This is a genomic window from Limimaricola sp. (genome assembly GCF_016125575.1).
GTDB lineage: Bacteria > Pseudomonadota > Alphaproteobacteria > Rhodobacterales > Rhodobacteraceae > WGLM01.
The window spans coordinates 940,217-961,474 of sequence record NZ_WGLM01000004.1 but is presented as its reverse complement, the minus strand read 5'-3'; the positions used below and the strand labels follow the sequence as shown (position 1 = coordinate 961,474).

The window sequence follows — 21,258 nt, the reverse complement described above, 5'->3', positions numbered from 1 at the left end:
GCGTCAATCTGGTCGTAGGCCTGGAAATCACCAAAATACTTCGTGATCGCCGCCGTCAGCGTCGTCTTGCCGTGGTCAACGTGACCAATCGTCCCGATGTTCACGTGCGGTTTGTTGCGTTCAAACTTTGCCTTGCCCATGATGGGTCTCCTTCAATTTCTGGTCGGCGGGCATCGCCCGGTCCGGGGTGATGGCAGGGGGGGCCTGACGGCCCGCCGCCCTTAAGCGTATTTCTTCTGGATCTCGTCCGAGATGTTCTGCGGAACCGGTTCGTAATGGTCGAACTGCATCGTGAACTGGGCGCGACCCGAGGTCATCGAGCGCAACGTGTTGATGTAGCCGAACATGTTGGCCAGCGGCACGAAGGCATCGATGACGTTCGCGTTGCCGCGGCTGTCCTGCCCCTGCACCATGCCCCGACGCGAGGTCAGGTCGCCGATGACGCCGCCGGTATATTCCTCCGGCGTCACGACTTCGACTTTCATGATCGGCTCCAGCAGCTTGGCGCCGGCCCGCTTGAGGCCTTCACGCATGCACATGCGCGAGGCGATCTCGAAGGCCAGAACGCTCGAGTCAACGTCGTGGAACTTGCCGTCAAGCAGCGCGACCTTGAAGTCGATCACGGGGAACCCGGCGAGCGGGCCCGAATCCATCACCGACTTGATGCCCTTCTCGACGCCCGGGATGTATTCCTTCGGCACTGCACCACCGACGATGCGGCTTTCGAAGGAATAGCCCTCGCCAGGCTCGGTCGGGCTGATCTCCAGCTTGACCTCGGCGAACTGACCCGAACCACCCGACTGCTTCTTGTGGGTGTAGGTGTGCTCGATCTTGTGGCCGATGGTTTCACGATAGGCCACCTGCGGCGCACCGATGTTCGCCTCGACCTTGAACTCGCGCTTCATGCGGTCGACCAGGATGTCGAGGTGAAGTTCGCCCATGCCCTTCATGATCGTCTGGCCCGATTCCAGGTCAGTCTCGACACGGAAAGAGGGGTCTTCGGCCGCCAGACGCGCCAGCGCCGCCGACATCTTTTCCTGGTCGGCCTTGGTCTTGGGCTCGACCGCGATCTCGATGACCGGCTGCGGGAAGGTCATGGTTTCCAGAACCACCTGCTTGGCCGTGTCGCTGAGGGTGTCACCGGTCGTGGTGTCCTTCAGACCGGCCAGCGCGATGATGTCGCCCGCGAAGGCCTCTTCGATTTCCTCGCGGTTGATGGCGTGCATCATCATCATCCGGCCAATGCGCTCGCGCTTGCCCTTGGTGGTGTTGAGAACCTGATCGCCCTTCCGGAGCAGGCCCGAATAGATCCGGGTGAAGGTCAGCGAACCCACGAAGGGGTCGTTCATGATCTTGAAGGCGAGGCCCGAGAAGGGCTCGCTATCGTCGGCATGACGGGCGATGTTGCGGGTCTCGGTCTCGTCATCGGGCGAAAATCCCATGTAGGCCGGGACGTCCAGCGGCGACGGCAGGAAGTCGATCACCGCGTTCAACAGCGGCTGCACGCCCTTGTTCTTGAACGCGGAACCGGCCGTGACCGGCACGAAGGCCAGCGTCAGGCAGCCCTTGCGGATCAGACCGCGCAGGGTCTCCTCGTCGGGCTCGTTGCCTTCGAGGTAGGCCTCCATCGCGGCATCGTCCATGTCGACGGCGATCTCGATCATGTTGGCGCGCCACTCGTCGGCCATGTCCTTGAGGCTGTCGCGGATCGGCTTGCGGACCCAGGACGCGCCCAGGTCTTCACCTTCCCAGACCCACTCTTCCATCTTGATCAGGTCGATGATGCCTTCCAGCTTGTCCTCGGCGCCGATCGGCAGGGCGATCGGGCACGGGGTCGCGCCGGTGCGGTCCTTGATCATCTTCACGCAGTTGAAGAAGTCGGCACCGATCTTGTCCATCTTGTTGACGAAGACGATGCGCGGCACCTTGTAGCGGTCGGCCTGACGCCACACCGTTTCGGTCTGCGGCTCGACACCGGCGTTGGCGTCAAGAAGGCAGATCGCGCCGTCAAGCACGGCGAGCGAACGCTCGACTTCGATGGTGAAGTCGACGTGGCCGGGGGTGTCGATGATGTTGAAGCGGTACTTCGTGTCCGAAGTGCCTTCTTTCGTGGGGTCTTCCTGACGCTGCCAGAAGGTGGTCGTGGCCGCGGAGGTGATGGTGATCCCGCGCTCCTGCTCCTGCTCCATCCAGTCCATCGTCGCGGCGCCGTCATGCACCTCGCCAATTTTGTGGCTCTTGCCGGTGTAGAACAGGATCCGCTCGGTCGTGGTGGTCTTGCCGGCGTCGATATGCGCCATGATCCCGAAGTTGCGGTATCGCTTGAGGGGGTATTCGCGTGCCATTGGGCAGGTCCTTAGGCTTAGATGTTACCAGCGGTAGTGGCTGAAGGCCTTGTTCGCATCGGCCATCTTGTGGGTGTCTTCACGCTTCTTGACGGCCGTGCCGCGGCCGTTCACCGCGTCGATCAGCTCGCCCGCAAGGCGCTCTTCCATGGTGTGTTCGTTGCGCTTCTTGGCCGCGGCGATCAGCCAGCGGATCGCCAGCGCCTCGCGGCGCTCGGGGCGCACTTCAACCGGAACCTGGTAGGTCGCACCACCGACACGGCGCGAGCGGACCTCGACCGACGGTTTGATGTTGTCCAGGCTCTCGTGGAACACTTCCACGGGCGATTTCTTCAACTTGGTCTCAACCCGCTCGAAAGCGGAATAGACGATCCGTTCGGCGACGGATTTCTTGCCGTCGACCATCAGGTTGTTCATGAACTTGGTCAGCACGGTATCGCCATACTTGGCATCCGGCAGGACCTGGCGTTTCTCGGCGGCATGACGACGCGACATGGCGGTCTCTCCTTACTTCGGACGCTTCGCGCCGTACTTCGACCGGCGCTGTTTGCGGTTCTTCACGCCCTGGGTGTCGAGGACACCGCGCAGGATGTGATAACGGACGCCGGGAAGGTCCTTGACCCGACCGCCGCGAATCAGGACCACCGAGTGTTCCTGCAGGTTGTGGCTTTCGCCGGGGATGTAGCTGATCACCTCGAAACCGTTGGTCAGACGCACCTTGGCGACCTTCCGCATGGCCGAGTTCGGCTTCTTCGGCGTCGTGGTGTAGACCCGGGTGCACACGCCACGCTTCTGCGGGCAGGATTCGAGGTGCTGCGACTTCGACCGGGTGACTTTGGGCTGCCGCGGTTTGCGGATCAGCTGTTGGATCGTTGGCATTGGGCTGTGTTCCCCGTTACTTCCACATGTGTCGCGGCCCCGAAGGTCCGCCGATTTCCGGCAACGTGCAGGGCGCGATCACCAAGCACAAAAAACCCGCAGTCGTTCCCTTACCGGAGGAACGGTGCGGTGGGCATCCAGAGGATCGGGGCGACAGGTGCCCGGATCATGACCACGTCAGCTCTGATATCGGACAGGAGGCAATACCCCCGATCCGGATGAGCGGCGTATAGGGGCTTGGACCGGGGCTGTCAACGCCCCGCGGCGGTCCGTTTCCGGCCAAAATCAGCGTATCCGCAGACCCACCGGAACACGCCGGGCGGCGCGTCTTTCACGATAGAGCGTGAACAGCCCCGTCGCCACGACCAGCGCCGCGCCTGCCAGCGTCAGGCCATCTGGCCAGTCGCCAAACAGGACCAGCCCCAGCACCAGCGCGACAAGCAGACTGGCATAGCGGAACGGCGCGACAAAGCCGATCTCGCCCACCCGCATCGCACCGACCGACGTGATATAGCCGCCGATCACAAAGGCCGATGCACCCGCCAGTTGCCATCCTGCGCGCGGCGTCACGGGCGCCCAGTCAATAAAGGCCGAACCGACGGCCGCAAAGAGCGTCACGCCCGCCGCCGCCACCAGCGCCACGAGGATCGAGGGCACGCTGCGTGTCATCCGCCGCGCGGCAAGGTCGCGCACGGTGACGCAGGCCACCGACAGCAGCGCAAAGACGGAGTAATGCGTGAACCCGTCGGTTCCCGGCCGCACGATCAGCAGAACGCCGATGAAACCGACGGCGATCGCCGTCATCCGCTTCCAGCCCACCTGTTCGCCAAAGGCGAGCGCGGCAGCGAGAGTGACCGCAAGCGGCAGCGATTGCAGGATCGCCGAGACGTTGGCGATCGGCATCTGGAAGAGAGCGGTGATAAAGAACCATGCCGCAGCCGCCTCTGCCACCGTGCGCAGGGCAATCAAGCCCCAGTCCCGCCGGGCGATATCAAAGCGCAACTGCCCCATCACCAGCGCCAGCACCACCAGCGCCGCGGTGGTCGCGATGCCGCGCAACAGCAGGGCCTGGAACAGGGGCAGTTCGGTCCCCAGCGCTTTCATGCAGGCGTCGTTGCAGGTAAAGGCGGTCATCGCCCCCACCATCAGAAGCGCGCCGCGCATGTTGTCGCTGAGTGCCATTGTCCGTCCCCGGTCCCCGAAGGCGCCTTAGCAGGGCCGACAGGACCGCACCAGTGGCCTCGTCGGACTGGCGATCCCAGGAGGACTCGAACCCCCAACCTGCTGATTAGAAGTCAGCTGCTCTATCCAGTTGAGCTATGGGACCGCTGCCGGTGTCCTACCCGCTTGGCCGCAATCGGGCCAGCGTTTTTGCCGATCTCAGTGGGTCCAGGCGCCGCGGCGTTTGGAGGAGAAGTTGTCGCCGTAGCCGCCGGGGCGCAGGTTGAACTTGCGCTCCTTGGGTTCCTGAACTTCGGCGTCGATGCCATGATGCGCGGCATAGGCCAGCGCCTCTTCCTTCGTCTCGAACCGCAGGTGCACCTGGCTTTCCATGTCGGAAGAACTGGTCCAGCCCATCAGCGGATCAACCTCGCGGGCCGAGGCCGGCGCAAACTCCAGCGCCCATTCATGGGTCTTGGCCGTGCCCGACTGCATCGCGGTACGGGCTGGTTTGTAGATGCGTGCGCGCATGATCGTCCCCTGAAACTAGCCTTGGCGTTATCGGCAAAACCGCGCGCGCCTGCAAGCCCGCAGTGGGCCCGTCGACCGACGACCTCAGCGCGAGACCGGCAGCACGCGCCGATAGAGCGTCTCGATCGCGTCAAGCGGCCCCGGCCCGACACGGCGAAGGATCGCGCGGGCTGCAAGCGCAGCGATCAGTGCGATCAGTGCCGATCCCGCCATATCCAGCGGAAAGTGGACGCCAAGATAGACCCGCGCCCAGGCCACCGCGCCACCTGCCAGCGTGATCGCCCATCCGAGCGCACGCATCGGCGTGGCCAGAAGCAGGCCCAGCCCAAGCGACCAGAACAGCGTCGCATGGTCGCTGGGAAAGGACGAGTCGGCAGCATGGGCAACCAGCGTATGGCCGATCCCGGCCATGAACGGGCGCGGTGCCGCGTTCATCGACGCCACGCCCAGCGCCAACGTCATCCCGATCACCAGCGCAAGACCCGCGGCCATCAACGCCCGCCGCATCGCCGCCGGACCCGCGACCCACAGCGCGATCAGCCCTGCCAGCAAGACCCAGATCAGTCCGTTGGCCAGAAACACCGCCAGCCCGACGGCCCATCCCGGCGCTTGAGCGCTCGCGTTGAGAAGCGCAAAAAGTGCAAGGTTGCCCGGAAATGCCTGTTCCATGATGCCTCCGCCAGCCCGCTATGCGGGTCGGCCTTAGCCCTCGCCTTGCGCCCGGACAAGGCCGCGACGCGGGCTCGGCGGGTCTGCGCCCTTGAACCGGAACAAAAAGGGATCAATTCTAGGCAGGTTGCCCAAGGAGTCGCCCCCATGGCCTATGCCCATTCCGACAGTCTGCCAGAACGCCCGCCCGTGCTGTCCAATCCCGCCCCCGACGTGAAGACGCGTGAGAAGCTGGAAGGCGGCAAGCGGTTCGTGCTGAAGACCGAGTTCGAGGCAGCCGGCGACCAGCCCACGGCGATCGCCGAACTGGCCGGCGGGATCAACACGGGCGAGCGTAACCAGGTCCTGTTGGGTGCCACAGGCACGGGCAAGACCTTCACCATGGCCAAGATCATCGAGGAAACCCAGCGCCCGGCGATCATCCTTGCACCGAACAAGACTCTGGCGGCCCAGCTTTACGGCGAATTCAAGGGCTTCTTCCCGGAAAACGCAGTCGAATACTTCGTCAGCTACTACGACTACTACCAGCCCGAAGCCTACGTTCCGCGCAGCGATACCTATATCGAGAAGGAATCGCAGATCAACGAACAGATCGACCGGATGCGCCACTCGGCCACCCGCGCGCTGCTGGAACGTGACGACGTGATCATCGTGGCCTCGGTCAGCTGCATCTACGGCATCGGCTCCGTCGAGACCTACGGCGCGATGACGCAGGACCTGGTCACCGGCAAGACCTATGACCAGCGCGCGGTGATGGCCGATCTGGTCGCCCAGCAATACCGCCGCAACGACCAGGCGTTCCAGCGCGGCAGCTTCCGCGTGCGCGGCGATTCGCTGGAGATCTTCCCCGCCCACCTTGAGGACCGGGCATGGCGGCTCTCGTTTTTCGGGGAAGAGCTGGAAAGCATCACAGAGTTCGACCCGCTGACGGGCGAAAAGACCGACAGCTTCGACAAGATCCGCGTCTATGCCAATTCTCACTACGTCACGCCGAAACCGACGATGCAGCAGGCCATTCAGGGCATCAAGAAAGAGCTGCGCATCCGCCTCGACCAGCTGGTGGCCGAGGGCAAGCTGCTGGAGGCCCAGCGGCTGGAACAGCGCACCAACTTCGATCTTGAGATGCTCGAGGCGACCGGCGTGTGCAACGGGATCGAGAACTATTCGCGCTATCTGACGGGTCGTGCGCCGGGTGAACCGCCGCCGACCCTGTTTGAATTCATCCCCGACCACGCCATCGTCTTTGCCGATGAATCCCACGTCTCGGTTCCGCAGATCGGCGGGATGTACAAGGGCGACTATCGGCGCAAATTCACGCTGGCCGAGCATGGTTTCCGCCTGCCCTCCTGCATGGACAACCGCCCGCTGAAGTTCGAGGAATGGGACGCGATGCGTCCGCAATCCGTCTTCGTCAGCGCCACCCCCGCCGCGTGGGAGCTGGAGCAGGCCGGCGGTGTCTTTACCGAACAAATCATCCGCCCCACCGGCCTGATCGACCCCAAGGTCGAGATACGCCCCGTGGACATGCAGGTCGACGACCTGCTGGACGAGGTGCGCAAGGTCGCCGCTGATGGCTATCGCACGCTTGTCACCACGCTGACCAAACGGATGGCCGAAGACCTGACCGAATACATGCACGAACAGGGCATCCGGGTGCGCTACATGCATTCCGACATCGACACGATCGAGCGGATCGAGATCCTGCGAGACCTGCGCCTTGGTGCCTTCGACGTGCTGATCGGCATCAACCTGCTGCGCGAAGGCCTCGACATCCCCGAATGCGGGCTGGTGGCCATTCTGGATGCGGACAAGGAGGGGTTTCTGCGTTCGGAAACCTCGCTGGTGCAGACCATCGGCCGCGCTGCCCGCAACGTCGACGGCCGCGTCATCATGTATGCCGACCGCATTACCGGCAGCATGGAACGCGCCATGCGCGAGACAGACCGCAGGCGCGCCAAGCAGATCGCCTATAATGTCGAGCACAACATCACGCCCACCACGGTCAAGAAGAACGTCGAGGACATCCTCGCCGGCCTCTACAAGGGCGACGTGGACATGGCCCGCGTCACCGCGAGGGTCGACAAGCCGTTGCACGGCGCCAACCTCGAGGCCGTGCTGGACGGCTTGCGCACCGACATGCGCAAGGCTGCCGAGAACCTCGAATTCGAAGAGGCCGCGCGCCTGCGCGACGAGATCAAGCGGCTGGAAACCGTCGACCTTGTCATCTCCGACGACCCGTTGGCGCGGCAACAGGCCGTTGACAGGGCGGTGGATGAGGCAAGCAAAATGAGCGGAAGGTCAACGGCCGGGCGGCCGGGGCAGCGGGGCGGGAAGAGCAGGCCGGGGCGGAGGTAGCGCGCTGCCCTCGGGCCGAAGCACTTCGCCGAGTTCGCCCTCGCGCCAACAGGTCCGCTTGGACGCCCCTGCCAACAGGAACGATTTGGGCTATGGTCGGAAAGGTAGGCCATATTATCGAAAGTAGGTCATTTACATAATAAGAGATAAGCCCTGGCATTTCCGAAAAGCAATCGCATATCTATATATATTTGAGATGTAATTATCCAATTCGCATTTTCACCGGGATTGACTCCGGACTGGCTGCATGCGCCAATAGATAACGCTGCCAACGTCAGGAACTTACATGCAATTCAACCGCTTCCTTCATGCCGCCGCCTTAATCGGCGCGACTGCAATTTCGGGCTGTGCCGAGCAGGCAAGCAACGTGCCTGCAACGTACATTCCCAGCATTATTTACCGTGGTGCCACCTGCCAGGAACTTGCACAGGAAAGGCAGAATCTTGCGCATTACGTGGTTTACGTGACTGCCCAGCAGCGCAATTCGGCGCAATGGGATACAGCGCTTGTCACAACGTCACTGGTCATCTTCTGGCCCGCCGTCTTTGCACTGCCATTGACGGTAGATCAGTCGGCACAGCTCGCCTCGGCCCGCGGGCATTACGATGCGCTGGTCAAGGCTCAGGCAGAACAGGGATGCGGCGGAGCCGCGCCGTCAACCTATAGCATGCAACAGACGCCATATTATGCCGGAACGGTCGGTGGAACCGGAAACTGGCGCCGCTACCCTGGTCAATTCCCTCCAATGTAGGGGGCCGAAACGACCCGGCCAGGGCTCTGGGGCAACGCCGGCCATAAGTGTGGCATGCGCAGCCAAGGCTCATCCAACGCCCCCCTACACCTCCAACCGCACCTTTCCCTTCTTGACGGCGCCCCGGATCAGGTGGCCCGGCCGGCGCACCTCGGGGAAGTCCTTGGCCCAGTCCCGGTACTTGTCATTGGTGACAATCCGCGCACCAAGGTCGCGCGCGGCACCAAGCAGGTAGGTATCGGCGATCGTCCCCTTGGGAACAACCAGCACCTGTTCGGCGGGCAGGTCCAGCAGGGCGGCAAGTTCGGCGTCGTCCTGGTATCGCCCGACGATCTTGTAGCCCGCGCTGGCATCGAAAATCACACCCGGCTTGTAGCCTTGGTCACGCAGCACCCAGACGACCCGTGACACCGTCTCGATCTTCGGCGTCTCGTCGTCCCAGAACATCACGTTGGACCCGTCGACAAGGATGCGCGGAAGCTCGGGTTCTGCTACCCGGCCGGGTCGCAACAGGAGGCCGACCAACAGGACGGCCATCAGCGCCACGCCGATCACGATGATCGTCACGCCCATGGTCATCGCACGCCAACCACGCCCGGCGTCATTCCATTCGCCAAAGCTCGCAAATCATCGGCCCCAAGGATCAGGCCCGCCGCCCAAATCGGGCAAGCCACGCTTACATTCCCGGATCGATCGGGTGCTCCACCGCGCCGCCGGCCTCGGCCCAGTCCTTGAACCCGCCAAGGTTATAAACCTTTTCATAGCCCATTTCCTTCAGCCGTGCGCCGGCCAGCGCCGAGCGTCCGCCCGAGGCGCAATAGACGATCGTCGGCCGGTCGCGGCGAAAGGCGGGGTCGTGATAGGGCGTGCCCTCGTCGGCACGGAACTCCAGCATCCCGCGCGATACGTGGTGCGCCCCGGCCACCTTGCCGGACTTGGCAACCTCCGGTTCGTCCCGCACATCGACCACCAGAGCGCCCGAGGCGATCATCTCTTCGGCCTCTGCCTTGGTCACGCGCGGCACCACCGCGTTGGCCTCGGCGATGTAGTCTTTCACGGTCTTCGACATGCGCAAATCCTCCTGTTCGGGATGCCCGTATCATAGCCCCAAACACGCCGTTGAAAAGTGGACGCGCCAGGTGCGGCCAACATGGCTCACGCCATACCAACAAAGAATATCTATATAATTCAGAAACTTGCAAGTCGTCCCCATGGGGACGCCCGCAAAATCGCCCTGTCAGACCCGTTTCACGATCTTGATCAGCCACAGCAGGATCACCGCGCCCAGCGTCGCATGGATGATCGAAACGATAACCCCGCCGCCGAAGCCCAGCCCGATCCGCGGCAGGATCAGCCCGGCCACCACCGCGCCCACGATCCCCACCACGATGTTGCCGACCAGCCCGAAGCCGTAGCCGCTGACGATCTGCCCTGCCAGCCAGCCCGCGATCGCGCCGACGATCAAGAGGATGATGATGCTTGTGATACCCATGTCTTGTCCTTCGCTGCTCCGGGCCAGTCACCCGGTTCTGGTCCGTAACCTATGCCTGCGCGGACCGAAACCGAAGGACAATCTCGCGCCTCTCGACAGCCCCCCGCGCGCCCCTTACCCTTCGCACCAGCCGAGGAGGGCCCGCATGCACGCCGCGATCACCGGAACCGGGGTCTTCACCCCGTCCGAGACCATCACCAACGCCGAGCTTGTCGCCTCCTTCAACGCCTATGCCGACCGCTGGAACGCCGAGAATGCCGCGGCCATCGCCGCCGGCACGGCAGAGGCCAAGGCGCATTCCTCGGCCGAGTTTATCGTCGCGGCCTCCGGCATCGAACAGCGGCACGTCATCGACAAGGCGGGCGTGCTGGACCCGGCGCGCATGTTCCCGAGCTTCGCCCCGCGCAGCGACGACGAACCCTCGCTTATGGCCGAGATCGGGGTGAAGGCGGCGCAGCAGGCGCTGGAGATGGCCGGTGTCTCGGCGTCCGAGGTCGATGCCGTCCTTTGCGCCGCCTCGAACATGGAACGCGCCTATCCCGCCATCGCGGTCGAAATCCAGGCGCTGCTGGGCACCGGCGGCTTCGCCTTCGACATGAACGTCGCCTGCTCCTCGGCCACTTTCGGCATCCAGACTGCAACTGACATGATCCGCGCCGGTTCGATCCGCCGCGCGCTGGTGATCAACCCGGAAATCTGCTCTGGCCACCTCGAATGGCGCGACCGCGATTGTCACTTCATCTTCGGCGACGTCGCCACCGCCACCCTACTGGAACGCGAGGACCTGGCCAAAGGCGCGCATTTCCGCGTCCGCTCTACCCGGCTCGCCACCCAGTTTTCCAACAACATCCGCAACAACAACGGTTTCCTGCGCCGCAGCCACGACCAGATGGAAGACCGGCGCGACATGCAGTTCATGCAGAACGGCCGCAAGGTGTTCAAGGAGGTGCTGCCGCTGGTCAGCGCGCATATCGCCGCCCACATGGCCGATGAGGGGCTGCGCGCGGATGACCTGTCGCGCCTTTGGCTGCACCAGGCCAACAAGGCGATGAACGATTATATCGGGCGCAAGGTGCTGGGGCGCGAACCCGGCCCCGGCGAACAGCCCAACATCCTGCAGGACTATGCCAACACCTCTTCGGCGGGCTCGATGATCGCCTTCGCGCAGCACTCGTCCGATCTTGGACAGGGCGACATCGGGCTGATCTGTTCCTTCGGCGCAGGCTATTCGGTGGGGTCCGTCATCGTCGAAAGGAGGGTATGAGCATCTTTCTCCTTCTCGCGGTCCTTCTGACCGGTCCGTTGGCCCCGGTCCTGACGCTGCTGACCATCCTCTAGCGTCCCAGCACCCGCGCGCACCGCTTGCCAATCCGGCAAACCCCGCGCTAAGGGCTGCGCCATGGCCAAGCTCTATTTCAATTACTCGACGATGAACGCGGGCAAGTCGACCGTGCTGCTGCAGGCGTCACACAACTACATCGAACGGGGCATGCAGACCTACCTGATGACCGCCCAGCTGGACAACCGCGCCGGTTTCGGCCGGATCGCCAGCCGCATTGGCATCGGCGAGCCTGCCGATACATTCGCGCCCGGCGAAGATCTTTTCGCCAAGATCGAAGCGCGGCTCAATACCGGCCCTTGCGCCTGCGTCTTCGTTGACGAGGCGCAGTTCCTGTCGCCCGACCAAGTCTGGCAACTGGCCCGCGCGGTCGACGACCTGAACGTGCCGATCATGTGCTTCGGCCTGCGGGTGGATTTCCTCGGCCACCTCTTTCCCGGCTCGGCCACGCTTCTGGCCATTGCCGATGAGATGCGCGAGGTGCGCACGATCTGCCATTGCGGCAAGAAGGCCACGATGGTGGTGCGCAAGGATGCCGACGGCAACGTGCTGACCACGGGCGACCAGGTCTCGATCGGCGGCAATGACCGCTACGTTTCGCTGTGCCGCCGCCACTGGCGCGAGGCGGTTGGCGATCGCCCCGCCTGACCGTTTCACCTTGGCGCAAATACTCAGCCGGCAAGCACCCGCGGTTCAGTTTACACGCTGCGGCGGATCGCGCCCTTCGGACCACGCGATGATGTTGTCCAGCGCCATCTGCGCCATCGCCTGCCGTGTCTCGACCGTGGCAGACCCCAGATGCGGAAGCAGCGTGCAGTTTGACAGCGCCCGGAGCCGTTCCGGAACGCGCGGCTCCTTCTCGTAGACATCAAGGCCCGCCCCGGCGATCGTGCCCGCCTCCAGCGCCTCGATCAGCGCGGTCTCGTCCACCACCTCGCCCCGGCTGATGTTGACCAGCACGCCGGTGGGCCTCATCGCGGCAATCGCCGCGGCGTCGATCAGCTTCGTCGTCTCAGCACCGCCGGGCGTGGTCACGACCACGATATCGGCCTCGCCCATCAGTTCGTGAAGGGTTTCAACCTGCCGCGCCGGCATCGGTGCCTCCTTGCGCGAGCGGTTGTAGTAGATCACCGGCATGCCAAAGCCGTAATGGCCGCGATGCGCCACCGCCTGCCCGATCCGGCCCATGCCGACGATGCCCAGCACCTTGCCGGTCACCTGCAGCCCCAACAGCGATTTCGGGCCGAAGCCGCCCCATTCGCCCGCGCGCAACATCCGCTCGCCCTCGCTGGCGCGGCGGCAGGTAGCCAGCACCAGCAACATGCCGATATCGGCCGTCGCATCGGTCAGCACGTCGGGTGTGTTCGAGACGGAAACGCCTGCATCCCGCGCGGCGGAGGCGTCGATATGGTTATACCCCACGCCGAAATTGCCCAGCATCCCGCAGCGCAGGTCGGCCCCGGCCCGAGCAAATGCGGCCGCAGTAAAGGCATCGCCCAGCGTCGGCAAAATCGCATCATAACGCGTCAGCGCCTCGGCGGCCTCTTCCTCGGTCAGGCCGCCCGGCGCGGTGCGCACGGTGGTGTCAAAAAGGGCGCGCGCCTGCTCCAGAACCGGCTCGGCGATGACCCGCGTCACAAGAAGTTTCTTCAATGCATCCTCCCGCCCGCAGGCACCTCGCTGTCGGGGCCGATCAGCACGATCGCCCCATCCTTGTCCGGCAGGCCCAGCACCAGCACCTCGGACATGAACTTGCCGATTTGGCGCGGCGGAAAGTTCACCACGGCCAGCACCTGCCGCCCGACCAGATCATCGGGCCGGTAATGGACGGTGATCTGGGCCGAGGTCTTTTTCTCGCCAATCTCGTCGCCGAAATCGATCCAGAGCTTGATCGCGGGCTTGCGCGCCTCCGGAAAGGGCTCAGCCCGCGTGACCCGGCCCACCCGCACGTCGACCTTCAGGAAATCGTCGATGGAAATCTCAGCCACGGGCCAGCTCCTTCGAGCGGTCCGTCGCGGCTTTGACGGCGCGCTTGAGCAGCGCTGGAAAACCCGTCTCGGTGTCCATCAGAACCTCCAGCGCGGCCTGCGTGGTGCCGTTGGGCGACGTGACGTTTACGCGCAATTGGGATGGGCTGTCCTCGGACGCCTCGGCCAGCGCGCCAGCGCCCGCGACAGTGGCCTTGGCAAGTTGCATGGCAAGATCGGCGGGCAGGCCCTGCGCCGCGCCGGCGGCCGCCAGCGTTTCAATCAGGTGAAAAACGTAGGCCGGGCCCGAACCGGACACGCCGGTCACGGCATCCATCTGGCCCTCGTCGTCCAGCCGCACGGTCTGGCCCACGGCCTGCATCAGCGCCTCGGCCAGCGCCATCTGGCCCTCGTCCACCTGCGCGTTGCCGATCAGCGCGGTAATGCCGCGGCCAACGGCGGCCGGCGTGTTGGGCATGGCCCGGATGACGGGCGTCCGCGCGCCCAGTACCGCCTCGTATGTGGCAATCGGGGTGCCCGCAGCCACTGACAGAAACAGCGTGCCGCCATTTCCCAGCGCCTGCATCGAGGGCAGCGCCGTGCCCATCATCTGCGGTTTGACCGCGATCAGGGCGATGGCGGGATCGGCCGGCAAATCGGCGTTGATGTGAACGCCCTGCCGCTTCAGCCAGTCGCCGGGGTTCGGGTCGATCACCCAGACCGAACCAGCGGGCAATCCGCCCTTCAACCAGCCCGCCAGCATGGCCGAGCCCATCTTGCCGCAGCCCAGAAGCACCAGCCCCCGGCGCGCGACGTCATCCATGTTCATTGGCATGCCTCCACCGTCTGCGGGGGCCAGTGTTACGGCCCGCGCGCGCGGGGTTCAAGCGCGCCCGTACGCCTCGGCGATGGCGACCTTGACCGCATCCTCGGCGGAGCGCCCGGCCCATGCGACCAACTGGAACGCCGGATAGAAGCGTTCAGCGCTCATCACTGCGGCACCGATCATGGTGTCGATCTGCTCGGGGCTGGCAATCTGGTCGCCCGCCAGGACAAGGCCGTAGCGATAGACCATCAGGTTCTGTTCACCCCACCAGGTGAACGAGCCCGCCCAGCACATGTCGTTGACCCGGTTGAGCGTTTCATAAAGCGCGGGCAGCCTCTCGGCAGGTGGCTCCATCTCGAAGGTGCAGATCAGGCGCAGGGTTTCGTCCGCTCCTGACCACGCCAGCGTTAACGAATAGGTCCGCCACTGGCCCTCGACGGCCATCGCGATCTGGTCGTCAGCGATCCGGTCGAATTCCCAGTCATGATGTGTGGCGATGTGCTCAACCACGTCGATGGGATGGATATCACCCTCATCGACATACTGCTCGGACAGTGCCATCTGCTCGGCCTCATTTGTTGTAGCGTTGGTTCGCCAAGGCGCCCCCAAACGCTTGGTGCCTGCTCAAGAGGCGGTGGGGTTCCCGATCCGCCCCTACAACATATCGTGCGGGTTGAATGGGTGTCCTGTAAAGCAGTTTCTTGGGGATAACCGGCTCTGCCGCGCATTTTCCGCCTGCCCGCGTCCCCATTGCCACCGCCTTCGGCACGGGCCAGATTGGGCGCCGAAACACGGAGGCAAGAATGAACACCGACCTGCTGAAAAAGCTTTGCGAAACCCCCGGCGTCCCCGGCCACGAGGAACGCGTGCGCGCGCTTATTACCGCCGAGACCGAAGGGCTGTTCGATGAGGTGACGGTTGACCCGATGGGATCGCTGCTGTGCCGGCGCGACGCCAAGAAGAAGGGCGCGCCCAAGGTCATGCTGCTGTGCCACATGGACGAGATCGGGTTCATGGTCAGCCATGTCAGCGACAAGGGTTTTGTCTACCTGCAGCCCGTCGGCGGCTTTGATCCGCGCAACCTCTTCTCGCGCCGGGTGCTGGTCTGCACCGATCAGGGCGACCTCAAGGGCGTGATGAACCCCGGCGGCAAACCGATCCACATTTCCAGCCCCGAGGACCGCAAGAAGGTGCCCGAGGTGACCGAGTTCTTCGTCGATCTGGGGATGGGCGCGAAGGCGAAGGATGTCGTCAAGGTGGGCGATTACGTGGTGATGGACGAACCCTTCCTCGAGATGGGCGACAAGTTCGTCAGCAAGGCGCTGGACAACCGCATCGCCTGCTGGCTGGGGATCGAGGCGATCCGTGCACTGGGCAAAAAGGGCCGCGGCGCCGAGATTCACGTGGCCTTCACCTGTCAGGAAGAGGTGGGCCTGCGCGGGGCGCGCACGGCCTCCTACGCGATCAAGCCCGATATCGGCCTTGGCATCGACACGACGCTGGCCTGCGACACCCCCGGCATCCCCGAAGAGATGGCGACAACGCGCCAGGGCCAGGGCTTTGGCCTGCATGTGCGCGATTCGTCCTTCATCGCCGACAAGGCGCTGGTGGCCGAGATCGAGGCGCTGGCCATCAAGAAGAAGATCCCCTACCAGCGCACGATGCTGGCCGCGGGCGGACAGGATGGCGCTGCGGCACAACAGGCCGCGGCCGGTGCGCGTGCGGTGGGGATCGTGGTCGGCACCCGCTATATCCACACGGTGACCGAGATGGTCGAGAAATCCGACCTGCAGGCGGCGCTGGATATCCTCGTGGCCTACCTCGGGGAGTTCTGAGAATGGCAGATGGCGCCGTCAAAGGCCCCGCCGCCTACTTCCCGTCGATCGAGAAGAAATACGGTCAACCGATGGAGCACTGGTTCGCCATCGTGCGGGCGCAGGCCGGCAGAAAGCACATGGAGATCGTGGGCCACCTGAAAGCTGAACACGGAATGGGCCACGGGCATGCCAATGCCGTCGTGGCCCATGTTCTGGCGAAGGGCTGACGGGCAGACTACTTTTTCGCGGCGTCCATGGCGTCAAGCCGGGCCTTGAGCGCCGCGTTTTCCTCGCGCGCCTTCTGGGCCATGGCGCGGACCGCCTCGAACTCTTCGCGCGTCACGAAATCACGGTCGGCCAGCCAGCGGTCCATCAGCGATTTCATCGCGTTCTGCGCCTCGTCCCTTGCGCCCTGCGCCACGCCCATGGCGTTGGTCATCAGCTGGCCGAGATCGTCGAGAATCTTGTTGCGGGTCTGCATCGCGGGCTCCTTTGACGGCTGACCCGCTATATGGGCCGCGCGGAGGCGCGCTGCAAGGCGCGCGCAGGCGTTGACTTTGCCGCAGGCCGGGGACACCAAGGCGCCATGTTTGCCGCCATCCCGTTTCCCAACGTGTCGCCCGAGGTGTTCACCATCTCGCTTTTCGGGATGCACTTTCCCCTGCGCTGGTACGCGCTGGCCTACATCACCGGCATCGTCATTGGCTGGCGCATCGCGCTGATGGCGCTGAACCGGCCCCGGCTCTGGCCGGGCGAGGCCGCGCCGATGACGCCGCTGCAGCTGGAAAACCTGATGACGTGGATCATCGTGGGGATCATCGCAGGCGGGCGGCTGGGCTATGTGATCCTCTACAAGCCCGCCTATTACCTCTCCCATCCCGTCGAGATCCCGATCCTGTGGGAAGGCGGCATGTCGTTTCACGGGGGCTTTCTGGGCGTCGCGGTGGCGATCCTCATTTATACCCGCGTGCAGAAGTTGCGGCTTGGCAGCGTCGCCGACCTGATCGCGCTGGCAACCCCGCCGGGGCTGATGCTGGGGCGCATTGCCAATTTCATCAATGGCGAGTTGTGGGGGCGGCAGACCGACCTGCCCTGGGGCGTGATCTTTCCCGGCGAGGCGGCGCAAAGCTGCGCCACACTGGCAGGCCCCTGCGCGCGCCACCCCTCGCAGCTTTACGAGGCGGCGCTGGAGGGGCTGCTCTTGGGCACGCTGCTGCTGGTGATGGCGTTCCGGCGCGGCGCGCTGAAGAAGCCCTGGCTGATCGCTGGCACCTTCTTTGCCGCCTACGGGGCGATCCGTTTCGCGCTGGAATTCGTGCGCCAACCCGATGCCCAGTTTCAGGGGCCGGGCAACCCGCTGGGCCTTGCCTTCCAGTGGCATGGCTACGGCCTGACGATGGGGCAGGCGCTGAGCCTGCCGATGGTGCTGGTGGGTCTGGCCGTGGTCATGGCCGCCCGCCGCGCACGATGAGCGACGCGCCACTTGCACCGCTGATCGCGTCGCGCATCGCCGCAGATGGGCCCATGACCATCGCCGAGTACATGGCGATGTGCCTGTGGCATCCCGCGCATGGCTATTACGCTACCCGCGACCCGCTGGGCCGGGCCGGCGATTTCATCACGGCGCCCGAGATCAGCCAGATGTTCGGCGAATTGCTGGGACTTGCGCTGGGTCAGGCATGGCTGGATCAAGGCGCCCCGGATGCTGTGGTGCTGGCCGAGCTTGGCCCGGGGCGCGGCACGCTGATGGCCGATGCGCTGCGGGCGCTACGCGCCGTGCCGGGGTTCCTGCAGGCAGCCGAGGTGCATCTTGTCGAAGCGTCGCCCGTGTTGCGCGCGGCGCAGGCCCGGCTGGTGGGCGAGGCGACATGGCATGAGGGCGTGGCCGACCTGCCCGATGCGCCGCTTTTCCTGATTGCCAACGAGTTCTTCGACGCCCTTCCGATCCGCCAGTTTCAGCGGGACGGCACGGGCTGGCGCGAGCGCGTGGTGGGGCTTGACGGGAAAGCGCTGCGGATCGGCCTTTCGGACCCGCTGCCGGTGCCCGCGCTGGACGAACGCCTGGCCGGGACCGCCGAGGGCCAGGTGGTGGAACTGGCCCCCGCCCTGCCCGCGATTGCCGCGGAGATCGGCACCCGCATCGCGGCCCGTGGCGGGGCGGCGCTGATCATAGATTACGGCGACTGGATGTCGCTGGGCGATACCTTGCAGGCGGTGGCGGGCCATGCCCCCGCCGATCCGCTGGCCCGGCCGGGCGAGGCCGACCTGACCGCGCATGTCGATTTCGCCGCGCTGGCCCGTGCTGGCCGTCCCGCCCGGGCCAGCCGGCTGACGGCGCAAGGCCGATTCCTCGAACGCCTCGGGATCGGCGCCCGCGCCGCGGCGCTTGCCCAAGGCATGAGCGATCCCACGCGCGCCAGTCACCTTGCGGGATATCGCCGCTTGACCGCCGCCGAGGAAATGGGCGACCTGTTCAAGGTGATGGGACTCTTTCCCGAAGGCGCGCCCCCGCCGCCAGGACTTGACGTATGACGCTCGACATCATCACCGCTGACGCTCTGGCGCCGCTGACCCACGGGTTCTTCGGCCGGGCGGGCGGGGCCTCGTCGGGGGTGTTTGCCGGTCTCAACTGTGGCCACGGCAGCAGCGACCAGCACGAGGCGGTCAGCATCAATCGCGCGCGAGTCGCCACAGCGCTGAACGTGCCGGCCGACCACCTGCTGGGGGTCCACCAGGTCCATTCAGACCGCGTTGTCACGGTGACCGACCCCGATACGTCGCGAGGACAGGCCGATGCGATGGTGACAGACCGGCCGGGCCTAGCCCTGTCGATCTTGACCGCCGATTGCCAGCCGGTCCTGCTGGCCGATGCCAAGGCGGGGGTGATTGGCGCGGCACATGCGGGCTGGAAGGGCGCACTTGACGGTATCCTCGAGGCGACAATCGAGGCGATGGAGGGGCTGGGGGCCGATCGCGCGCAGATCGTCGCCGTCATCGGGCCCACGATCAGCCAGCGCGCCTACGAGGTCGGCCCGGAGTTCGTTGACCGCTTCCTTGATGCCGACCCGGCCTATGGCCGATTCTTCGCCGGTGGACAGGGCGACCGGGCGCATTTCGACCTGCCCGGTTTCGGCCTTTACCGCCTGCGGCAGGCTGGCATCGGCGAAGCGGAATGGACGCGGCATTGCACCTATTCAGACCCGGCCCGATTCTACAGCTATCGCCGCAGCGTTCATGCGCGCGAGGCCGATTACGGCCGTCTGATCGCCGCGATCCGGCTGTAGCCGCAGACTCGCCAACACTTGCCGCGATTTCGCCACGATCGGCCTTGGCGCGGATCAGGCAGTGACCAAGGTCAAGACGCCACCGCCCTGTTTCCATTTGGTTTTTGACGCCACGGTCGCGATCTTCCCCATCGCCATCGGGCCGCCCGGCAATGGCACCAAAAGCGCCGGGGCATCGCCCCATTCCTGCCCGGTTGCCCCGCCACCCTGCAAGGCAAGTGATGTGCCCGTGACGGGCCAATTGCAGCAGAAGGGCGAGACCATGAAGACCGACAAGCGCTGGATGACGGCGACGATCGCCGCAGCCGAGATCTGCGAGGTGCAGATGCCGTGGAGCCGTGGCGCACGTCGCGCCGCCCTGATCGCTGCTCGCCGCGCCACCGAGGCCTCACGCAAACCCGCCGGGCCCGGTCAACGCACCCTTTCGCCAATGACGGCACCTGCCGCCTTTGCAGCGCAATAAGCGAGCACGCTGCGCTGAGGTAACGCGATGACAGAGCAAAGACCGGTTCCGGGGACTTCTCGTCAAGCAGTGGCGCAACCGCGCAACGCGCAGTCTGACGCAGCCTCATCCAGAACCCGGTTGTCGCGCCGCTACGGCCTGAGCTTTCTTGGCGAAGACGGAACGCTGCAGGAAACCACGCTTGTCGCGCCGGCCCTGCCAGCCTTTGAAGCGGCCGTATCGGCTTTTGCCCGCGGCACGATCTTTCGCACCGTTCAAGGTGAGACTGCGATCGAAGACCTGTGGCCCGGCGACGAGATTATCACCGAAGACGGTCCGCGCCAGCTGTTGTGGCGTGGGACGACGCGAATGACAGCAGATGCCCCCGGACAGCGCCCGCAGATGGGCCGGCTGGTACGCGTCTTGCCCGACGATCCGGACGCGGCGCAGCATCACACCGTACTTGGCCCCGCCGCCCGCATCTTCGTGCGGCGCGCCGCGGCCCACCGGTCAGACACCGCACAGGGCGTTCTGGTGCCGGTGACCGACCTGCTGGATGGCGTGAATATCGTCGAGGTCGCACCGCCCGGCCCTGTCGAAGTGTTCCACCTCGCATTTGCCGATCACGTGCTGCTTCGCGCCAGCGGTGTGGTCAGCGAAAGTTATCACCCCGGCCCGCTGTCGAAACTTGATCTCGGGCACGACCTGCGCCGTCAATGGCTATCAATGTTCCCGCATCTGTCCGATCCTGCGGGCTTTGGGCCGTTGCGGCTGCCACGCCTCGCACTGGCAGAACTGAACTTCGGCAGCGTCGCCTGAGACGGGCTCAGGCCTCGCGGCGCACCCTTTCTTCCAGCACGTCGAAAGGCACGCCCGGATCGTCCTTGGCGCAGCGGATGACGAGGCTCGTCTTGACGCTGGCCACGTTGGGCGCGGCCGTCAACTGCTCGGTCAGGAAGGTCTGAAAGCTTCGCAGGTCGGGCGCTACGCATTTGAGGATGAAATCCACCTCGCCGTTGAGCATGTGGCACTCGCGGACAAGCGGCCAGCCACGGCAACGCTCTTCGAAGGCTGACAGGTCTACCTCCGCTTGGCTGACCAAGCCGACCATGGCGAAGACCTGCACTTCGAATCCCAGTTCACGTGGATCAACTTCGGCGTGGTAGCCAAGGATGAACCCCTGCTCTTCCAGCGTCCGCACACGGCGCAGACAGGGCGGCGCGGAAATGCCGACGCGGCGCGCAAGCTCGACATTGGTCATCCGGCCGTCTGCCTGCAATTCCGCAAGGATCATCCGGTCGATCTCGTCCAGCTTGGTTCCGGGCATGGCTCCCCCTCAATGATTTTTTCGAACCTTATGCTGAACGGTGCCGGGACGCAATTATATTTCGTAATTGCGC

At 64.8% G+C, this 21,258-nt stretch carries 27 protein-coding genes and 1 tRNA gene; 11 read left to right on the top strand and 17 right to left on the bottom strand.

Annotation, left to right across the window (positions count from 1 at the left end):
* The 8 genes from GC146_RS11620 to GC146_RS11585 all read right to left on the bottom strand — a co-directional run.
* On the bottom strand, nucleotides 1-140 hold a 140-nt coding region (locus GC146_RS11620; protein ID WP_291838545.1), incomplete at its 3' end, for a GTP-binding protein.
* An 81-nt stretch (nucleotides 141-221) separates the two neighbouring features.
* A complete protein-coding gene (fusA, locus tag GC146_RS11615) occupies nucleotides 222-2,345 on the bottom strand; it encodes an elongation factor G (RefSeq protein ID WP_291838444.1) in 2,124 nt (707 codons plus the stop codon).
* Between the two features lie 24 nt (nucleotides 2,346-2,369).
* Complete coding sequence (gene rpsG, locus GC146_RS11610; RefSeq protein ID WP_291838441.1) at nucleotides 2,370-2,840, bottom strand: 30S ribosomal protein S7; 471 nt, start codon at nucleotides 2,838-2,840, stop codon at nucleotides 2,370-2,372.
* A 12-nt stretch (nucleotides 2,841-2,852) separates the two neighbouring features.
* The gene (rpsL, locus tag GC146_RS11605; protein ID WP_291838439.1) at nucleotides 2,853-3,224 is read right to left on the bottom strand and encodes a 30S ribosomal protein S12; all 372 of its coding nucleotides are present in this window, start codon (nucleotides 3,222-3,224) and stop codon (nucleotides 2,853-2,855) included.
* A 285-nt stretch (nucleotides 3,225-3,509) separates the two neighbouring features.
* The gene (locus tag GC146_RS11600) at nucleotides 3,510-4,406 is read right to left on the bottom strand and encodes a DMT family transporter (RefSeq protein WP_291838436.1); all 897 of its coding nucleotides are present in this window, start codon (nucleotides 4,404-4,406) and stop codon (nucleotides 3,510-3,512) included.
* Nucleotides 4,407-4,474: 68 nt separating this feature from the next.
* Nucleotides 4,475-4,551 (bottom strand) — tRNA-Arg (locus tag GC146_RS11595).
* Between the two features lie 53 nt (nucleotides 4,552-4,604).
* On the bottom strand, nucleotides 4,605-4,916 hold the full coding sequence (locus GC146_RS11590; RefSeq protein ID WP_291838433.1) for an ETC complex I subunit: 312 nt from the start codon (nucleotides 4,914-4,916) through the stop codon (nucleotides 4,605-4,607).
* Nucleotides 4,917-5,000: 84 nt separating this feature from the next.
* Nucleotides 5,001-5,585 (bottom strand): undecaprenyl-diphosphatase, encoded by a 585-nt coding sequence (locus GC146_RS11585; RefSeq protein ID WP_291838430.1) that lies wholly within the window; start codon nucleotides 5,583-5,585, stop codon nucleotides 5,001-5,003.
* A gap of 147 nt (nucleotides 5,586-5,732) precedes the next feature.
* Between GC146_RS11585 and uvrB the strand changes: the two genes are divergently transcribed.
* On the top strand, nucleotides 5,733-7,940 hold the full coding sequence (uvrB, locus tag GC146_RS11580) for an excinuclease ABC subunit UvrB (protein WP_291838427.1): 2,208 nt from the start codon (nucleotides 5,733-5,735) through the stop codon (nucleotides 7,938-7,940).
* Nucleotides 7,941-8,226: 286 nt separating this feature from the next.
* Nucleotides 8,227-8,691 carry a hypothetical protein gene (locus GC146_RS11575; protein ID WP_291838424.1) on the top strand — a complete coding sequence of 155 codons (465 nt, stop codon included), beginning with the start codon at nucleotides 8,227-8,229 and terminating at the stop codon, nucleotides 8,689-8,691.
* An 84-nt stretch (nucleotides 8,692-8,775) separates the two neighbouring features.
* Here GC146_RS11575 and GC146_RS11570 read toward each other — a convergent pair whose 3' ends face one another.
* From GC146_RS11570 to GC146_RS11560, 3 genes are all read right to left on the bottom strand, one after another.
* A complete protein-coding gene (locus GC146_RS11570) occupies nucleotides 8,776-9,270 on the bottom strand; it encodes a hypothetical protein (protein ID WP_291838422.1) in 495 nt (164 codons plus the stop codon).
* Nucleotides 9,271-9,367: 97 nt separating this feature from the next.
* A complete protein-coding gene (locus tag GC146_RS11565) occupies nucleotides 9,368-9,760 on the bottom strand; it encodes a rhodanese-like domain-containing protein (protein ID WP_291838420.1) in 393 nt (130 codons plus the stop codon).
* A gap of 168 nt (nucleotides 9,761-9,928) precedes the next feature.
* Nucleotides 9,929-10,183, bottom strand: a complete 255-nt coding sequence (locus tag GC146_RS11560) for a GlsB/YeaQ/YmgE family stress response membrane protein (RefSeq protein ID WP_291838418.1) — start codon at nucleotides 10,181-10,183, stop codon at nucleotides 9,929-9,931.
* Nucleotides 10,184-10,328: 145 nt separating this feature from the next.
* Here GC146_RS11560 and GC146_RS11555 point away from each other — a divergent pair, with 145 nt between their 5' ends.
* Nucleotides 10,329-11,447, top strand: a complete 1,119-nt coding sequence (locus GC146_RS11555) for a beta-ketoacyl-ACP synthase III (RefSeq protein ID WP_291838417.1) — start codon at nucleotides 10,329-10,331, stop codon at nucleotides 11,445-11,447.
* A 135-nt stretch (nucleotides 11,448-11,582) separates the two neighbouring features.
* Entirely contained in the window at nucleotides 11,583-12,170 is a 588-nt protein-coding gene (locus GC146_RS11550; RefSeq protein ID WP_291838415.1) for a thymidine kinase, read from the top strand.
* 45 nt (nucleotides 12,171-12,215) lie between these two features.
* Here the strand turns inward: GC146_RS11550 and GC146_RS11545 are convergent, their stop codons facing one another.
* From GC146_RS11545 to GC146_RS11530, 4 genes are read right to left on the bottom strand one after another with little or no spacing between them, the layout of a single operon-like run.
* On the bottom strand, nucleotides 12,216-13,175 hold the full coding sequence (locus GC146_RS11545; protein WP_291838413.1) for a D-glycerate dehydrogenase: 960 nt from the start codon (nucleotides 13,173-13,175) through the stop codon (nucleotides 12,216-12,218).
* Nucleotides 13,172-13,510, bottom strand: a complete 339-nt coding sequence (locus GC146_RS11540) for a tRNA-binding protein (protein ID WP_291838411.1) — start codon at nucleotides 13,508-13,510, stop codon at nucleotides 13,172-13,174. Before GC146_RS11540 ends, GC146_RS11545 begins: the two co-directional genes overlap by 4 nt.
* Nucleotides 13,503-14,318, bottom strand: a complete 816-nt coding sequence (gene proC / locus GC146_RS11535) for a pyrroline-5-carboxylate reductase (RefSeq protein ID WP_291838409.1) — start codon at nucleotides 14,316-14,318, stop codon at nucleotides 13,503-13,505. The genes GC146_RS11540 and proC overlap by 8 nt, the downstream gene beginning before the upstream one ends.
* 54 nt (nucleotides 14,319-14,372) lie before the next feature.
* Nucleotides 14,373-14,876, bottom strand: a complete 504-nt coding sequence (locus tag GC146_RS11530) for a YbjN domain-containing protein (protein ID WP_291838406.1) — start codon at nucleotides 14,874-14,876, stop codon at nucleotides 14,373-14,375.
* A gap of 242 nt (nucleotides 14,877-15,118) precedes the next feature.
* On the opposite strand from GC146_RS11530, the gene GC146_RS11525 reads away from it, so the two are divergent.
* A complete protein-coding gene (locus tag GC146_RS11525; protein ID WP_291838403.1) occupies nucleotides 15,119-16,150 on the top strand; it encodes a M20/M25/M40 family metallo-hydrolase in 1,032 nt (343 codons plus the stop codon).
* Nucleotides 16,151-16,152: 2 nt separating this feature from the next.
* Nucleotides 16,153-16,359 (top strand): DUF4287 domain-containing protein, encoded by a 207-nt coding sequence (locus GC146_RS11520; RefSeq protein ID WP_291838401.1) that lies wholly within the window; start codon nucleotides 16,153-16,155, stop codon nucleotides 16,357-16,359.
* Between the two features lie 8 nt (nucleotides 16,360-16,367).
* Here the strand turns inward: GC146_RS11520 and GC146_RS11515 are convergent, their stop codons facing one another.
* On the bottom strand, nucleotides 16,368-16,613 hold the full coding sequence (locus GC146_RS11515; protein ID WP_291838398.1) for an accessory factor UbiK family protein: 246 nt from the start codon (nucleotides 16,611-16,613) through the stop codon (nucleotides 16,368-16,370).
* Nucleotides 16,614-16,718: 105 nt separating this feature from the next.
* Here GC146_RS11515 and lgt point away from each other — a divergent pair, with 105 nt between their 5' ends.
* The 5 genes from lgt (at nucleotide 16,719) to GC146_RS11490 (ending at nucleotide 20,677) form a co-directional block, all read left to right on the top strand.
* Entirely contained in the window at nucleotides 16,719-17,603 is an 885-nt protein-coding gene (gene lgt, locus GC146_RS11510) for a prolipoprotein diacylglyceryl transferase (protein ID WP_291838396.1), read from the top strand.
* Nucleotides 17,600-18,664 (top strand): SAM-dependent methyltransferase, encoded by a 1,065-nt coding sequence (locus GC146_RS11505; RefSeq protein ID WP_291838393.1) that lies wholly within the window; start codon nucleotides 17,600-17,602, stop codon nucleotides 18,662-18,664. Before lgt ends, GC146_RS11505 begins: the two co-directional genes overlap by 4 nt.
* Nucleotides 18,661-19,416: a peptidoglycan editing factor PgeF gene (gene pgeF, locus GC146_RS11500; protein ID WP_291838390.1), complete on the top strand. Its 756-nt coding sequence runs from the start codon at nucleotides 18,661-18,663 to the stop codon at nucleotides 19,414-19,416. Before GC146_RS11505 ends, pgeF begins: the two co-directional genes overlap by 4 nt.
* Nucleotides 19,417-19,477: 61 nt before the next feature.
* The gene (locus tag GC146_RS11495) at nucleotides 19,478-19,879 is read left to right on the top strand and encodes a hypothetical protein (protein WP_291838387.1); all 402 of its coding nucleotides are present in this window, start codon (nucleotides 19,478-19,480) and stop codon (nucleotides 19,877-19,879) included.
* A gap of 120 nt (nucleotides 19,880-19,999) precedes the next feature.
* On the top strand, nucleotides 20,000-20,677 hold the full coding sequence (locus GC146_RS11490; protein WP_291838384.1) for a Hint domain-containing protein: 678 nt from the start codon (nucleotides 20,000-20,002) through the stop codon (nucleotides 20,675-20,677).
* Between the two features lie 7 nt (nucleotides 20,678-20,684).
* Here the strand turns inward: GC146_RS11490 and GC146_RS11485 are convergent, their stop codons facing one another.
* On the bottom strand, nucleotides 20,685-21,185 hold the full coding sequence (locus GC146_RS11485; RefSeq protein ID WP_291838380.1) for an Lrp/AsnC family transcriptional regulator: 501 nt from the start codon (nucleotides 21,183-21,185) through the stop codon (nucleotides 20,685-20,687).
* Nucleotides 21,186-21,258: the final 73 nt, after the last annotated feature.

Excerpts from the sequence above, each read along its gene's own strand:
- pgeF (WP_291838390.1), top strand. The coding sequence starts at position 18,661 with ATGACGCTCGACATCATCACCGCTGACGCTCTGGCGCCGCTGACCCAC.
- GC146_RS11590 (WP_291838433.1), bottom strand. The coding sequence starts at position 4,916 with ATGCGCGCACGCATCTACAAACCAGCCCGTACCGCGATGCAGTCGGGC.
- GC146_RS11515 (WP_291838398.1), bottom strand. The coding sequence starts at position 16,613 with ATGCAGACCCGCAACAAGATTCTCGACGATCTCGGCCAGCTGATGACC.
- GC146_RS11555 (WP_291838417.1), top strand. The coding sequence starts at position 10,329 with ATGCACGCCGCGATCACCGGAACCGGGGTCTTCACCCCGTCCGAGACC.
- proC (WP_291838409.1), bottom strand. The coding sequence starts at position 14,318 with ATGAACATGGATGACGTCGCGCGCCGGGGGCTGGTGCTTCTGGGCTGC.
- GC146_RS11505 (WP_291838393.1), top strand. The coding sequence starts at position 17,600 with ATGAGCGACGCGCCACTTGCACCGCTGATCGCGTCGCGCATCGCCGCA.
- GC146_RS11520 (WP_291838401.1), top strand. The coding sequence starts at position 16,153 with ATGGCAGATGGCGCCGTCAAAGGCCCCGCCGCCTACTTCCCGTCGATC.
- rpsL (WP_291838439.1), bottom strand. The coding sequence starts at position 3,224 with ATGCCAACGATCCAACAGCTGATCCGCAAACCGCGGCAGCCCAAAGTC.
- GC146_RS11550 (WP_291838415.1), top strand. The coding sequence starts at position 11,583 with ATGGCCAAGCTCTATTTCAATTACTCGACGATGAACGCGGGCAAGTCG.
- GC146_RS11585 (WP_291838430.1), bottom strand. The coding sequence starts at position 5,585 with ATGGAACAGGCATTTCCGGGCAACCTTGCACTTTTTGCGCTTCTCAAC.
- GC146_RS11575 (WP_291838424.1), top strand. The coding sequence starts at position 8,227 with ATGCAATTCAACCGCTTCCTTCATGCCGCCGCCTTAATCGGCGCGACT.
- GC146_RS11560 (WP_291838418.1), bottom strand. The coding sequence starts at position 10,183 with ATGGGTATCACAAGCATCATCATCCTCTTGATCGTCGGCGCGATCGCG.
- rpsG (WP_291838441.1), bottom strand. The coding sequence starts at position 2,840 with ATGTCGCGTCGTCATGCCGCCGAGAAACGCCAGGTCCTGCCGGATGCC.
- GC146_RS11525 (WP_291838403.1), top strand. The coding sequence starts at position 15,119 with ATGAACACCGACCTGCTGAAAAAGCTTTGCGAAACCCCCGGCGTCCCC.
- lgt (WP_291838396.1), top strand. The coding sequence starts at position 16,719 with ATGTTTGCCGCCATCCCGTTTCCCAACGTGTCGCCCGAGGTGTTCACC.
- GC146_RS11570 (WP_291838422.1), bottom strand. The coding sequence starts at position 9,270 with ATGACCATGGGCGTGACGATCATCGTGATCGGCGTGGCGCTGATGGCC.
- fusA (WP_291838444.1), bottom strand. The coding sequence starts at position 2,345 with ATGGCACGCGAATACCCCCTCAAGCGATACCGCAACTTCGGGATCATG.
- GC146_RS11530 (WP_291838406.1), bottom strand. The coding sequence starts at position 14,876 with ATGGCACTGTCCGAGCAGTATGTCGATGAGGGTGATATCCATCCCATC.
- GC146_RS11600 (WP_291838436.1), bottom strand. The coding sequence starts at position 4,406 with ATGGCACTCAGCGACAACATGCGCGGCGCGCTTCTGATGGTGGGGGCG.
- GC146_RS11485 (WP_291838380.1), bottom strand. The coding sequence starts at position 21,185 with ATGCCCGGAACCAAGCTGGACGAGATCGACCGGATGATCCTTGCGGAA.
- GC146_RS11565 (WP_291838420.1), bottom strand. The coding sequence starts at position 9,760 with ATGTCGAAGACCGTGAAAGACTACATCGCCGAGGCCAACGCGGTGGTG.
- uvrB (WP_291838427.1), top strand. The coding sequence starts at position 5,733 with ATGGCCTATGCCCATTCCGACAGTCTGCCAGAACGCCCGCCCGTGCTG.